This is a genomic window from Calidithermus timidus DSM 17022, assembly GCF_000373205.1.
Classification (GTDB): Bacteria; Deinococcota; Deinococci; order Deinococcales; family Thermaceae; genus Calidithermus; species Calidithermus timidus.
Window position 1 is genome coordinate 183,727 of record NZ_KB890687.1, and the last position, 12,350, is coordinate 196,076.

Below are 12,350 nucleotides of genomic sequence, written 5' to 3' on the forward strand. Positions count from 1 at the left end.
GTGCCTCCCTTGCTAAGGAGGCATCCCCGCAGGTACCTTCCCAGCGCGCACCACAGATTGTGAGCCTATCGCGGAAGGCTTAGCGCTTCCCGTCGGCGGGAAGTGGAGCCGTCTCTCCTCTCCAGAAGGCCACCCCGCCCGAGGTGCGACGGTCGAGGAAGAGCTCGACCGTGTTGCCGTCGGGGTCTTGCAAGCACAGCACCCAGGCGATGCCGCGGTCCTCGAGCCCGTACCGTACCCCCTCGAGCTCCACAAACCTGCGTGCAGCCTCGAAGTCCTCGGGCGTAGTCACGGCGAAGCCCAGGGTGACGGGCCCGGTGGGTTCGCCCTCAGTCAGGGCTAGCTCGAAGTGGGCCTCGTTCTCGGAGGAGACCAGCAGTGAGGTTTGGTCGAAGCGCTCACAGAGCTGAAGGTCGAGGAAGCGGGTGTAAAAGGTAACGGCGGCCTCGAGCTGCCGCACCTTGAGGTGGACGTAGGCCAAGCGGGTCGCGTACATCTTCAGGCATTCTCGAATACCCGGCGCTCAAGGTCAAACCCGGCCCCGAAGAATTACCCAGGGCAGTTCTACCGAATCCACACGCCGCAGCATACATGGGGGGAACGCGGTTAGACTTAGGTCGGGGAGTGATGCAGAGTGAGGCTCGAGTTCAGGGAAAACGGTCCCATCGTGATCGAAACCGGCGGACGCTGTGTTTTCCGCGACGCACGGGGAGAGCGGGTCATTGAAAAACCCAGGGTTTCGCTGTGCCGCTGCGGGGGCTCGGGCAACAAGCCCTTCTGCGACGGCAGTCACAAGACCAACGGCTTCGCAGCCCCGGCAACCGTGATTGAGTTCGACGAGAAGTTGGTGCTCGATGCTTCCAGGCTCTGAGGTGTGACGATGTGCGCTTGTTTCGTCTTCTGAGCAGCTCAGGCTCACATTTCACCAAGCTGGAACAGGGTTAGATTGCCTGGGGGTATCGATTATGGCTATGCGCTATCGCAAACTCGGAAAGTGGGGCATCAAGGTATCGGAGATCTCGCTGGGGGCCTGGACCACCTACGGCGACGCGGTCAAGGACCTCAAAACCATCAAGCAGATCGTCAAGTTGGCCTATGACGGGGGCGTGAACTTCTTCGACAACGCCGATGCTTATGCCAAGGGGCAGGGCGAGGAGATGATGGGCAAGGTCCTCGCCGACTTCCCCCGCCACACCCTGGTGCTCTCCACCAAGCTCTTCTGGCCCATGTCCGACGACGTCAACGACCGGGGGCTCTCGCGCAAGCACATCCACGAGAGCATCCAGCGCAGCCTGAGGCGCATGGGCACCGACTACGTAGACCTGTACTTCTGTCATCGCTATGACCCGGAGACGCCCATGGAGGAGATCGTCTCGAGCATGAGCAACCTCGTCGACCGCGGCCTCATCCTGTACTGGGGCACCTCCGAGTGGCCCGCCGCCCGCATCGTCGAGGCAGTGCAGGTCGCCAGGGCCGGGGGCTGGCACCCGCCGGTGGTCGAACAGCCGCAGTACTCCATGCTCGCCCACGACCGCTTCGAGCAAGAGATCCTGCCCGAGCTCGAGCGCTACGGTATGGGCGCAGTGGTCTGGAGCCCTTTGGCCCAAGGCATGCTCACCGGGCGCTACGACAAGGGTATCCCCAAGGGCAGCCGCTTCGAACGCTACCCGCAGTTCGCCAACCGCTTCCTGACCGAGGAAAACCGCAAGAAGGTCAAGGCCCTGAAGAAGGTGGCCGACTCCTTAGGGCTCAGCCGCACCCAGCTCGCCCTGGCTTGGGTTCTGCGCCAGAAGGGGGTTAGCAGCGCCATCACCGGCGCCACCAAACCCGAGCAGATCCAAGAAAGCCTCGGCGCTGCCGGGGTGGAGCTGCCGCCAGAGGCCCTGGAGCAAATCGAGGGCATTCTCAACCCGGCGAAGTGACGTCTTGCTGTGCCGCGTCTCGCGTTTGGTGTTTGGCGCCCAATTCACGACGCCAGCGGCAGGTGGCACAGCCACACCCCGCTCCGCGCCCGCCATCCCTCGGGCAACTCCACGTTGGGCGGCAGGGGCACCGAGATCACCTTCTGCCCAACGATCTCGAACTCGAGCGCGGTGAACAGCCGGTCGAGCGCTTGGCCCAGGCGACGGGTCTCGAGCGGGTTGAAGCGCAGGCGCTCGAGGTGGGCCTCGAGGCTCTTCAGGCCCGCGTAGGGCCACAGCTCGGCCACGTCGCGCTGGCGCCGCGGCGGCCCAATCAGCAACTCGGCCAGCACCAGGCCCAAGCCAGGGTGTTCTTTCTGGAGCCGTTCGGGATCAAACTCCAACGCCAGCTCGAGATGAACCTCGACGTCTTCCCAAACTTCGGTCTTTCGACGCTCCATACTTCAGCCTGCAATGGCCATAGCCAAGATGTCAAGCGGGAATAACCCGTTCTGGACGGCATAAAATCACATTCACGCTTGACAATCCCACGGTTGGAGTGTCAAGCGGGCCACCCGCCGGGGTAAACTCGAGCCATGCTCAATAGCCTCAAAGCCGCGCTGGCGGACAAGGTCAGCACCGCGCCCACCGACCTCGAGACCCACGGCAAGGACGAGGCCTACCCCATCCATTCGCTGCCCCAGGCAGTGGTCTATGCCCAGAGCCTGGAGGACGTGGTGCGGACGCTGGCTTGGGCACGGGAGAGCGGCTTGGCGGTAATTCCCTTCGGCACGGGAACCAGCCTCGAGGGCCACGTCCTGCCGCAGGGACCGGCCATCAGCCTCGACCTCTCCCGCATGAACCGGGTGCTGGAGCTTCGCCCTGAAGATTTTCTGGCGGTGGTCGAACCCGGCGTGACCCGCGAGCAGCTCAACGCCCGGCTCAAGGGCACTGGGCTGTTCTTCCCCGTAGACCCCGGCGCCAACGCTTCGCTGGGCGGCATGGCGGCTACCAACGCCTCCGGCACGACCACCGTGCGCTACGGTGGAATGCGCCACAACGTGTTGGCGCTGCAGGTGGTGCTGGCAAGCGGGGAGGTGCTGGAGCTGGGGCGGGCCGTGCGCAAGACCAGTGCGGGCTACGACCTCAAGGACCTCTTCATCGGCTCCGAGGGCACCCTGGGCGTGATCACCCGGCTCACCCTGCGGCTGCATCCCCTGCCCAGCCACGTCCACACCCTGCGGGTCTTTTTCCCGAGCCTCGAGAGCGCCGCCGACGCCGCCTATGCCCTCATGGGCTCGGGGCTGCCCCTGGCGCGGCTGGAGCTGCTCGACGAGTTGAGTCTTGGCGCCATCAACCGCTACCTGCAGCGAAGCTACCCGGAAAAACCCGCCCTCTTCGTGGAGTTCCACTCCTCGACCCGCGAAGCCCTCGAGGCCGAGTCGCAGATGGCCCTCGAGCTCGTGCGCGAAGCCGGGGCCGTCGCCGTAGACGCCGCCCGGACCCCCGAGGAGCGCAATGCGCAGTGGGAAGCCCGCCACCAGCTCTACTGGGCCCTGGTGGCCCAGTACCCCGGCCACCAGTTCATGATCACCGACACCGCCGTCCCCCTCTCCCGCATGCCCGAACTCGTGCGGTACTCGCAAAGGCTACTGCTCGAGATGAAGCTGGGCGGGAGCATCGTGGGTCACGTGGGCGACGGCAACTTTCACACCCTCGTCGCCACGGGTGAGCAGGATTACCCCAAGGCCGAGGCCTTCTCGGCGCGGCTGGTAGAGAAAGCGCTGGAGCTCGGTGGCACCTGCACCGGCGAGCACGGAGTGGGCCTGCGCAAGAAGAAGTTCCTGGCCCGCGAACACGGGGCGGCACTGGAGTGGATGCGGCAACTCAAAGGCCTTTTCGATCCGCAGAACATCCTCAACCCAGGCAAGGTGGTTTGAATGCGGCCCACCACCCTCCTCTTCGACCTCGACGGTACCCTGCTCGACACCGAGCCCGGCATCCTGGCCTGCCTTCGCCACACCCTCGAGCACTTCGGCCTGCCCACTCAGGGCGACGCCGAGTTGCGCCGCTTCATCGGCCCGCCGCTCGAGCAGGCCTGGCGTGAGCTGGTGGGGGCAGCGCACGTCGAGGAGGCCGTAGAAATATACCGGCGCTGCTACGACCTAAAGGGTAAGTTCAAGGCCGCGGTGTTCGAGGGAATTGAAGCCGCCCTACACGAACTAGCCTACCACCACACCCTCATCGTGGCGACCTCCAAACGGCAGGTCTTCGCCGAGGAGATGCTGGAGCGCTTCGGCCTCAGTTCCTACTTCAAAGCCGTCTATGGCGTCACACCGCCCCAGCTCTCCGAGCCCAAGGCGCATCTGATCGGGCGCATCCTGCGCGACCATGGCCTCAGCCCCCAGCAGGCGGTCATGGTCGGGGACCGGGAGTTCGACGTGATCGGGGCCAAGGCCAACGGGATGGCCTGCGTCGGGGTGTTGTGGGGCTACGGCAGCCGCGAGGAACTCGCCTTTCATGGAGCCAGCCTGCTTTGCGAGAGTCCGCGGGAGCTGGTCGAGGCCGTGGCGGGCCTGGCTTGAGGCTTTTTTTCATCTAAGGCCGCCCAGGCTCACGCTTCTGGCCTATTGACCCTTAGACTGAGGGGCGTGTACGCCATCTCTCAGGCGCTGCGTGCGCTGCGCCATCACCTCACCAGCGCTCTCGCCACCTTCACCACCTCGCTGGTGTCGTTTACCTTGCTGTTTTTGCTAGGCCTGGTGTTGTGGAACCTGGGCAAGGTGGTCAGCTCCCTCGAGCGCGAGGTCGAGATCGCGGCCTTCCTCAAGCCGGATAGCGACGTCAACGCCCTGCGCGAGCAGATCGCCGCCTTCGACGAGGTGCTCGAGGTCAGGGTCGTGAGCAAGGAAGAGGCCCTAGCCCAGCTCCAGCTCTCCTACCCCTACCTCTCCCAAGCCCGCGAGCTCATCGAAAACCCCCTTCCCAATACCCTGCGGGTAGTGCTCAAAAACCCCAACCAAGTGCGCGCCGCCGCTCGCAAGATCGAGCGCCTGGAGGGCATCGAGAGCACGACCTATGGCGGTGAGATCACCGAGCAACTGCTGAAGGTGCTGGGTGGGGTGCGCATGGCGGCGCTAATTTTAATCGGCCTGCTGCTGTTAGACACCCTCTTCAGCGTGATGGGCACCATCCGGCTTTCCATCGAAAACCGCCGCGAGGAGCTGCGGGTGATGCAGCTCGTGGGGGCCACCCGCCGCTTCATTCAGGGACCTTTCGTGGTAGAGGGCCTGTTCCTGACCCTGCTGGCCTCGCTGGCGGCGCTGGGGCTGGGTCTGCTGGCCTACAGGTTCCTAGCCGCGGCCCTGCAACAACTGCTCCCTTTCTTACCGGTCCTGGGCACCAACGATCTGCTGCTGGCCGCTGGAGCACTGGTGCTGCTGGCGGTGATCCTAGGGGTAGGTGGGGCCTATCTGTCGAGCCGCGCTCACCTCAAGGAGAGCGACTTATGAAGTGCCGCGGCGTCCGGGGAATCTGGGGCCTGCCCCTCCTCGCGCTGTGCGCCCTGTCCTTCGCCAGCGTGTTCTCGCAAAGCCTCAGCGAGCTCGAGCGCCAGCGCCAGCAGACCCTGCAGCAACAAAAAGCCAACCAGCAGCGCATCGAGAAACTCAACCGCGAGCTGGCCAACCTCGACGCCCTCACCGCCCAGCGCCTGAGGGACCTGAGGTCCCTGGAGGGGCAGATCCAGCAGCTGGAGAAAGAGCGGGCCGATCTGGGACGACAGATCAACCTCCTGCAGCAGCAGGTCAGGGAAACCGAAGCCGAGATCGCCCAGAACGAGGCCCAGCTCGCCGACCTAAAAAAGCGTCTCGCCGCCCTGATCAACAGCCTTTACCGCGAGCAGGCCGGGCGCTACTTGCCGCTGCTGCAGGCCCAGAGCTTCACCGACCTCTCGGTGCGGGCCAGGTGGGTAGGCTACCTCGGCAACCAGCAGACCAGCCTCATCCAGCGCATCAACTTCCTGCTCGAGCAGCTAGACAGCCAAAAACAGCGCCTGATCCTGTTGGTACGCGACCTCAACGCCAAGCAAGCCGACCGCCAAAACAAGATCAATCAGCTCACCGCCAGCCGCAGCCAGCTCCAAGCCACCCTGGCGGCATTGCGGCAGCAGGCCGAAGGGCGCAAGGTGCTGCTGCGCGAGTCGCTCATAGCCCGCAACGAGCTGCAGAACCAGCTCAACAACGTGGTGGCCGCCATCGCCAAAGAACAGCGCCGCCTGGCCGAAGAACGGCGCAGGCGCGAAGAGGAAGCCCGTCGGCAGCGAGAGCGCGAAGCCGCCGAGCGCCGCCGCCAGCAGAACAGCCCCGGCCTCGAGCCTGTCGCCATCATCCCCAACGTCATCGTGGGCACCCTGCAATTCCCGGTCCCTGGCGGGAGGATCGTCGCACCCTTTGGCCTACAGGGCACCTACCAAGTGATCCAGGGGCCCGCTGACTTCAGCCCGGTGGTCGCGGCGGCCAGCGGGGTCGTGCTGGACGAGTATCCCGTCAGCAACACGGGCTGGTGGGTCATCATCGCCCATGGCAACGTGACGAGTTTTTACATCGGCCTGCAATCTCCGCTGGTGCAGAAGGGGCAGCAGGTGAGCAAGGGCCAGCGCATCGGCTATACAGGAGGTGCCGCCTTGATCCCCGCCGATACGCTGTGGTTCGCCGTGGCCAACAACGACGGCGTGCAGGTTGACCCCTCGAGGTATTACTGAAATTGCCGAATAAGCAAAGCGCGTCGAGGGTCGATCTTCGGCGTCTAGCGTTTTGCGTACGGCGTACGACGATTTCATGACAGATGGTGCGGCCAGTGGCCGCACCGGAGCTTTGGCTCGAGTTTAGGAGGGTTCGATCAGGCCGTAGTTTCCGTCACGACGGCGGTAGATCACGGCAAAGCCTTCGGTCTCGGCGTTGCGAAAGACGAAGAAATCATGACCTAGAGCCTCCATCTGGATGGCGGCATCCTCGGGGGTCATGGGCTTGACGGCAAAGCGCTTGACCCGCACGATCTGGGGGGTGGCCTCCTCCTCTTCGGGCTCGAACAGCGCCGTAGGAGGGGCAGCGTTGAGGGCAGCCTGCCGCCGGGCGGCGGCATGGTGACCGTTGAAGTGGCGCTCCTTGTAGCGCTTGAGCTGGGTCTCCAGCCGATCGACGCTCTTGTCGATGGCCGCATACATATCGGGGTCAGACTCTTCTACCCGCACGATGCCCTTGGGAACATTGATCTGAATCTCGCACTTGGCGCGGTTCTCCACACGAGGGGCCGTCGCCATCGAGAGGACTACCTTGGCATCGACGATGCCGTTCATGTAGCGGTCGAGGCGCTCGAGCTTCTTGTCGAGGTAATTCTTGAGGGCATCGGTGATCTCGATGTTGCGGCCTACCAGTTTGTAAATGTTCATCTGGCCCTCCTTGGAAGCCGGGACGAGGACTCGAGACCCATCCCAGAACCCTTTCCCTAAAGGTGCCCTGGGTGGAAGGGGATTCTGCCGCCCTTACACGCGGGCTGCACTGGGTGCCTTCAACCTTTAGGTGCTTTATCCTACCGCCGGCCCCGCTCAGGTGGTAGAGTCTTCCGGCCTTGATCCGGTCCAAGCAAGGGTGTAGGGTAGAAGTTGGGTGCCAGGCAAAACGCCGGTCGTACTCCTGCGTCATGCGCAAGATGTCCTTTGGGCGCTTCCCCCCTGGGCGGGGAGGGTCAGGGTGGAGTGCGTAGAAGCCACTGCCATCGCGTTTGGCGTTAGGTCATCGACGCTCAGCTCAGGCTGTACTTGCCCGATCGGTCGTCGCGTACGAGTTGCCCGGCCTTGAGCACCAGTACCCGCTGGGGATAGGCCTCTACCAGCTCGCGGGAGTGGGTCGCCACGATGACCGTAGCTCCGCGGGCGTGGATTGACTTGAGGATTTCCAGCACCATGATGGCGTTGGTCAGGTCGAGGTTGCCGGTGGGCTCGTCGGCCAGCACCACCGGGGGATCACCAACGATGGCGCGGGCGATGGCGACGCGCTGGGACTCACCTACCGAGAGTTCTTCGGGAAAAGAGCGCTTCTTGTGGACCAACCCCACCAGTCGCAGCACGCGGGTGACGCGATTCTCCCACTCAGCTTTGGGCACCCCCAGCACCCGCAAGGCGAACAGCAAGTTGTCCTCGACGGTCTGGTCCTTCAAGAGGCGGTGGTCTTGGAACACCACCCCGATCTTGCGCCGGTGCAGGGCGATGCGGTCGCCGCGTAGGGCCCTGAGGTTTTCCCCGCCGAAGTAGATAGCTCCACTGGTGGGCTCGAGCCGCTTCAACAATAGCGAAAGCAGGCTGGACTTCCCCGCCCCCGAGTGACCGACCAAGAAGCAAAACTCCCCCTTTTTGATCTCGAAGCTGATGTCGTAGAGTGCCTTGGTCTGGGTGCGAGCGTACTCGAGGGTCACCCGATGGAAGCCGATCATGGCCCTCAGTATAAAAGCCCGGCGTGAGGCGGATGTGCGGCCTTAAGCCGGGTTCTCCATACGCCGGTAGCCAAATGCCAGCGCGGCCAGAACGGGCAAAAGGGTTGCGGCAGCCAGAAGCAGCAGCCACAAGGGGCCCTCGGGGCCCATGAGGTAGCTTCCCCGGCTGCTGAAGGACAAGTAGACCGGTCGGGCCGCCAGCACCACCAGGAAAGCCGAGTGCAAAAGGGAGAGGCCCATGTACAGCAAGCCACCCAAGCCCAGCGGCACCTCGGCGGGGTTGGAGGCGTCGAAGCGGGGAAAGGCCGAGCCCANCCCCACACCCAACCCCGCCGAAGCGATGGCCGAAGCCACCGCGATGGCCACCGAGATCTGGGTCAGGTTGGCCCCCAGGCCGATCACCTGGGGAGAGAGTAGGCCGAGCAGCAGCGCCAGCGGGAGCAGGAAGGCTAAGGCCAACCCGAAGCGGGTCAGCAGCAGGGTCAGGCGGCTGAGCGGGGCCGTCTGGACCAGCCAGAAGCCGGGCCCCTCGAGCGAGTACAGGGGGTAGGCCAGCCGCACGCCCACCCCGGCGATCGCAAAGCCCTGGAAAGCCAGGTGCAAAAAGCCCACCACCACGCGGAAGCGCTCGCCCTCGAGGGGAATGAACTGCAAGCTGGTGGTGTACAGCAGCACCAGCACCCCCACCAGCACGAGCTGGGCAGCCTGGTTAGCATCGCGGAAGAACAGCCGCAAGTCACGCACCCACAAGGCCCCTGCCCGGCTGCTCGCACCCAGCCGGTCCCAAAAGCCCGGCCCCTTCAGGCCTCGCTCTTGCACGGTACCCTCCAGAGCCCGCACCCAGCCGATCTGGTAGGCATAGCCCGCCACCAACCCGGCCAGCCCCAGCAACAGCAGCGAGAGCCCGATGAGCCCGAAGAACTCCGGGGTGAAGCGGCCCTTCATCAGGCCGTCGAGGGCGTCGGAGGCCAGGCTGGAGGGCAAGAAGGGCGCGGCGGGGTTGCGGAAGCTCTGCAGGAAGCGATCGAGCGCGTCGGGGTCGGCGAAGTTGGTCTGGATGAGGGTTTCGGGGCGCACGGCCCGCAACAGAAAGATCAGACCGCCCCCCAACACCGCTCCCACCGCTGCCGCCCACTCCCTGGCCCGCCCCGCCGGGGCGAAGCGCACCAGCGGGAGGGCCAGGCCTACCCCAAGGGCCACCGGGAAGGCATAGAGCGCGAGCACCACCAGCAGCGCAGACGGGTAGAAGAACCACGGGGCGTGGTAAAAAGCCCCCACAGCGAAGACGACAGGCAAGGTGAAGAGCGCGGGGAGCAGAGCGGTGGTGGCGAAGGTCTCGGCCACTTTGAACAGGAAAACCTTGGCCGCACGCTGGGGCAACGCCAGCAAGATGGGCAGGTCCTCGGAGCTGTAGAGCACGGCGATGGCGTTGGGCAGCGCCGAGAGCACCACGCTCGAGGAGAGCACCAGCAGCAGCACACCCACGATGCGCTCGACCAGCACGTTGCGGGTGAACAGCGCACTTACCCGCTCGAGCAGCGGGCTCCTCCCCACAATCTCGTGGGTGATGAACTCTAAGAACCAGGTGGTGCCGCTCCAGGCCAGGTAGGCCATGCCCAAAGCCAGCAAGAACCCCATGGCGGTGGTGGCGGGCGACTGGCGGAAGGTGTTGTAGAGGATACGGGCACGCAGGGCAAGCATGGCAGCGGGCTTTACTGCAGGATGGGCTCGAGGGCGGCGTCCTCGGTAAGGCGGATGAAGAACTCCTCGAGGTCTTGGGAACCGTGCTTGTGCAGCAACTCGCGCGGTGCGCCCAGGGCCAACAGCTTTCCCCGGTGGATCAGGGCCACCCGGCTGCTCACCGCCTCGGCCAGGGGCATCTGGTGGGTGGCGTAGAGCACGGCCCGCCCCCCCGTGGCGTAGTTCCTGAGCAGCTCTCGCACCTGCCGCGCGGCGTGAGGGTCGAGGCCCACCATCGGCTCGTCGAGGATCAGCACGGCAGGGCGGTGCAGCAGCGACAAGGCCAGCGAGAGTTTCTGGCGCATGCCGTGGGAATAGGTCTCGATGAGCGAGGAAGCGAAGCGCTCGAGGCGGAACTCGCTAAGCAGCTCCTCGATGCGCCGCTCGGCCTCGGCCTTGGGGATGCGGTAGACCCCAGCCGCAAAGCGCAGCAACTCGGCCCCCGAGAGCTTGCCGTAGAGATAGGGTCGGTCGGGCACGTAACCGAACAGGGCCTTGGCCTTCACCGGCTCCTTCCACACATCCACCCCGCCCACCAACGCCCGCCCCGAGGTGGGCTTGAGCAGCCCCACCAGCGCCTTGATGGTCGTGCTCTTGCCCGCTCCGTTGGGACCTAGGAGGGCCACGGTCTCGCCAGGGGCGACCTCGAGGTCAAGCCCCTGCAGAGCCACGAATTTGCCATAACGCTTGCCGAGGTTCTCCAGCCGAATCATCGCTGGTTTAAAGCCTAAAGCCCCAGATCGAGAATGAGTGGTGCAAATCTTGCTTTTCGCGCCCGTTTAAGAAGCCCTAACCCTGCTTGGGGCTTGTCCGGTATTACTTCAACTCCTCCAGCGCCCGCTGCAAGATGGCGTCTTTTTCCAGCTCGAGCACCGCCTGGCCGCGGTCTTCAGACTGAGGACGCGGCGGCAGGGTTTGGCTGAAGGTGAACTTGCCGTTTTCATCGGCCTTGGCACTGTAGGTCTTGCCGCCGATGCTCAGCGTAACCGTCTCACCAGGCTTGGCTCCGGTGCCCTCGAAGGCCAGCGGCACCTCGAAGCGGGTGTCCTTGACCTCGATGTCGGGCTTGACTCCCACTTTGTTGAGCGCGCGCTTTTTGGGGGTAAGCCACTCGAAGGTCACCAGCGTCAGCTCGCCGCCGTTGGGCAGGTCGATGACGTTCTGGCCCACACCCTTGCCAAAAGTCGTCTCCCCGATGATCTTGGCCCGCCCGCTATCTTGAATGGCTCCGGCCACGATCTCTGAAGCCGAGGCCGAGTTGCCGTTGACCAGCACCACCATCGGCCCACTCCACTGCACCTGCCCGTTGGCCTCGCAGAAGAGCTTGGTCTGGGTGCGGTAGCGGGTGTAGACGATGGGCCCCTCCTTGATGAAGGCCCTGGCCACCTGGCAGCCCTGGTCGAGCAGGCCCCCGCCGTTATCGCGCAGGTCGAAGATCAGCTTCTTCACGCCCTTTTCGCGCATTTCTTTGAGTGCGGCGTTGAGCTGATCGAAAACCTTGATGTTGGCGAAGGTCTCGAGCGCCACGTAGCCCACGTTGCCGGGCAGGATGGCCTTGGTCACCGAGATGATCTCCACCTTCTGCCGCACCATCTCGAACCTGATGACCGCGTTGCTGCCGTCACGCCGCACGCCAATGGTCACTTTGGTGTCCTTGGGGCCGCGGATCTTGGCCACGATCTCGTCGACCTCGAGCTTGGTCACGTCCTGGCCATCCACCTCGGTGATGATGTCGCCCACCCTCAACCCGGCGTTGAAGCCCGGCAGCCCGCGGGTCACCCCGATGATCTGGGCTCCACCCCCCTTGGGCGGTTGCAGCGAAAGGCTCACGCCGATGCCGTAAAACTCCCCTTGCAAATCCTGGCTGCGGATGGAGCTGCTCGTAGGAGCCGAATAGCTGGTGAACTGGTCGTCGAGGGCGCCGATCATGCCGCGAATGCCGCCCTGAATCACCGCATCCAGCTTTTTCTGGTCGAGCTTTTGCAGGTACTCGTCCTGAATGAGCTGATAAGTCTGCACCAAGGCCTGACCGTTGCGGTTGCGCAGGAAAGCCTCGGCGTTCGGACGCCCGATCTGGGCGTAGACCAGGGCTGCGACCACCGCACCCCCCACGAGAAGCCAGGAAAAACGCCTCATGCTCTCCATGCTAAGGGTAGACCGTGAGAAAAATAGTTGCGGCCGGTACACCTGCGCGTCGCCGATAACCGGTGATCGGGGGGC

13 protein-coding genes are annotated in these 12,350 nt (G+C 64.4%); 6 read left to right on the forward strand and 7 right to left on the reverse strand.

From position 1 onward, the window contains the following. Positions 1 to 79: 79 nt before the first annotated feature. Complete coding sequence (locus tag B047_RS0100870) at positions 80 to 496, reverse strand: VOC family protein (protein WP_018465075.1); 417 nt, start codon at positions 494 to 496, stop codon at positions 80 to 82. A gap of 138 nt (positions 497 to 634) precedes the next feature. On the opposite strand from B047_RS0100870, the gene B047_RS0100875 reads away from it, so the two are divergent. Both B047_RS0100875 and B047_RS0100880 read left to right on the forward strand, forming a co-directional pair. Beyond that, positions 635 to 871 carry a CDGSH iron-sulfur domain-containing protein gene (locus tag B047_RS0100875; RefSeq protein ID WP_018465076.1) on the forward strand — a complete coding sequence of 79 codons (237 nt, stop codon included), beginning with the start codon at positions 635 to 637 and terminating at the stop codon, positions 869 to 871. Between the two features lie 100 nt (positions 872 to 971). Next, complete coding sequence (locus tag B047_RS0100880) at positions 972 to 1,922, forward strand: aldo/keto reductase family protein (RefSeq protein WP_018465077.1); 951 nt, start codon at positions 972 to 974, stop codon at positions 1,920 to 1,922. A 44-nt stretch (positions 1,923 to 1,966) separates the two neighbouring features. Here B047_RS0100880 and B047_RS0100885 read toward each other — a convergent pair whose 3' ends face one another. Further along, a complete protein-coding gene (locus B047_RS0100885) occupies positions 1,967 to 2,362 on the reverse strand; it encodes a hypothetical protein (RefSeq protein ID WP_018465078.1) in 396 nt (131 codons plus the stop codon). Between the two features lie 135 nt (positions 2,363 to 2,497). On the opposite strand from B047_RS0100885, the gene B047_RS0100890 reads away from it, so the two are divergent. The 4 genes from B047_RS0100890 (at position 2,498) to B047_RS0100905 (ending at position 6,663) form a co-directional block, all read left to right on the forward strand. After that, positions 2,498 to 3,841: an FAD-binding oxidoreductase gene (locus B047_RS0100890; protein WP_018465079.1), complete on the forward strand. Its 1,344-nt coding sequence runs from the start codon at positions 2,498 to 2,500 to the stop codon at positions 3,839 to 3,841. Further along, positions 3,842 to 4,486 (forward strand): HAD hydrolase-like protein, encoded by a 645-nt coding sequence (locus tag B047_RS0100895; protein WP_018465080.1) that lies wholly within the window; start codon positions 3,842 to 3,844, stop codon positions 4,484 to 4,486. Positions 4,487 to 4,552: 66 nt separating this feature from the next. Next, the gene (locus B047_RS0100900) at positions 4,553 to 5,413 is read left to right on the forward strand and encodes a cell division protein FtsX (protein ID WP_018465081.1); all 861 of its coding nucleotides are present in this window, start codon (positions 4,553 to 4,555) and stop codon (positions 5,411 to 5,413) included. Next, the gene (locus B047_RS0100905) at positions 5,410 to 6,663 is read left to right on the forward strand and encodes a murein hydrolase activator EnvC family protein (protein ID WP_018465082.1); all 1,254 of its coding nucleotides are present in this window, start codon (positions 5,410 to 5,412) and stop codon (positions 6,661 to 6,663) included. The genes B047_RS0100900 and B047_RS0100905 overlap by 4 nt, the downstream gene beginning before the upstream one ends. 123 nt (positions 6,664 to 6,786) lie before the next feature. Here the strand turns inward: B047_RS0100905 and hpf are convergent, their stop codons facing one another. The 5 genes from hpf to B047_RS0100930 form a co-directional block, all read right to left on the reverse strand. Further along, complete coding sequence (gene hpf / locus B047_RS0100910) at positions 6,787 to 7,350, reverse strand: ribosome hibernation-promoting factor, HPF/YfiA family (RefSeq protein ID WP_018465083.1); 564 nt, start codon at positions 7,348 to 7,350, stop codon at positions 6,787 to 6,789. 353 nt (positions 7,351 to 7,703) lie between these two features. Further along, on the reverse strand, positions 7,704 to 8,390 hold the full coding sequence (gene ftsE / locus B047_RS0100915) for a cell division ATP-binding protein FtsE (RefSeq protein WP_018465084.1): 687 nt from the start codon (positions 8,388 to 8,390) through the stop codon (positions 7,704 to 7,706). Positions 8,391 to 8,432: 42 nt separating this feature from the next. Further along, positions 8,433 to 10,091, reverse strand: a complete 1,659-nt coding sequence (locus B047_RS0100920) for a putative ABC transporter permease subunit (RefSeq protein ID WP_018465085.1) — start codon at positions 10,089 to 10,091, stop codon at positions 8,433 to 8,435. Between the two features lie 11 nt (positions 10,092 to 10,102). Further along, a complete protein-coding gene (locus B047_RS0100925; RefSeq protein ID WP_018465086.1) occupies positions 10,103 to 10,843 on the reverse strand; it encodes an ABC transporter ATP-binding protein in 741 nt (246 codons plus the stop codon). Positions 10,844 to 10,946: 103 nt separating this feature from the next. Further along, positions 10,947 to 12,266 carry a S41 family peptidase gene (locus tag B047_RS0100930; protein ID WP_018465087.1) on the reverse strand — a complete coding sequence of 440 codons (1,320 nt, stop codon included), beginning with the start codon at positions 12,264 to 12,266 and terminating at the stop codon, positions 10,947 to 10,949. Between the last annotated feature and the right edge of the window lie 84 nt (positions 12,267 to 12,350).

Bases quoted from the DNA above. Each gene is read 5' to 3' on its own strand.
- B047_RS0100870 (WP_018465075.1), bottom strand. From the start codon at position 496: ATGTACGCGACCCGCTTGGCCTACGTCCACCTCAAGGTGCGGCAGCTC.
- B047_RS0100880 (WP_018465077.1), top strand. From the start codon at position 972: ATGCGCTATCGCAAACTCGGAAAGTGGGGCATCAAGGTATCGGAGATC.
- B047_RS0100885 (WP_018465078.1), bottom strand. From the start codon at position 2,362: ATGGAGCGTCGAAAGACCGAAGTTTGGGAAGACGTCGAGGTTCATCTC.
- B047_RS0100890 (WP_018465079.1), top strand. From the start codon at position 2,498: ATGCTCAATAGCCTCAAAGCCGCGCTGGCGGACAAGGTCAGCACCGCG.
- B047_RS0100895 (WP_018465080.1), top strand. From the start codon at position 3,842: ATGCGGCCCACCACCCTCCTCTTCGACCTCGACGGTACCCTGCTCGAC.
- B047_RS0100905 (WP_018465082.1), top strand. From the start codon at position 5,410: ATGAAGTGCCGCGGCGTCCGGGGAATCTGGGGCCTGCCCCTCCTCGCG.
- hpf (WP_018465083.1), bottom strand. From the start codon at position 7,350: ATGAACATTTACAAACTGGTAGGCCGCAACATCGAGATCACCGATGCC.
- ftsE (WP_018465084.1), bottom strand. From the start codon at position 8,390: ATGATCGGCTTCCATCGGGTGACCCTCGAGTACGCTCGCACCCAGACC.
- B047_RS0100925 (WP_018465086.1), bottom strand. From the start codon at position 10,843: ATGATTCGGCTGGAGAACCTCGGCAAGCGTTATGGCAAATTCGTGGCT.
- B047_RS0100930 (WP_018465087.1), bottom strand. From the start codon at position 12,266: ATGAGGCGTTTTTCCTGGCTTCTCGTGGGGGGTGCGGTGGTCGCAGCC.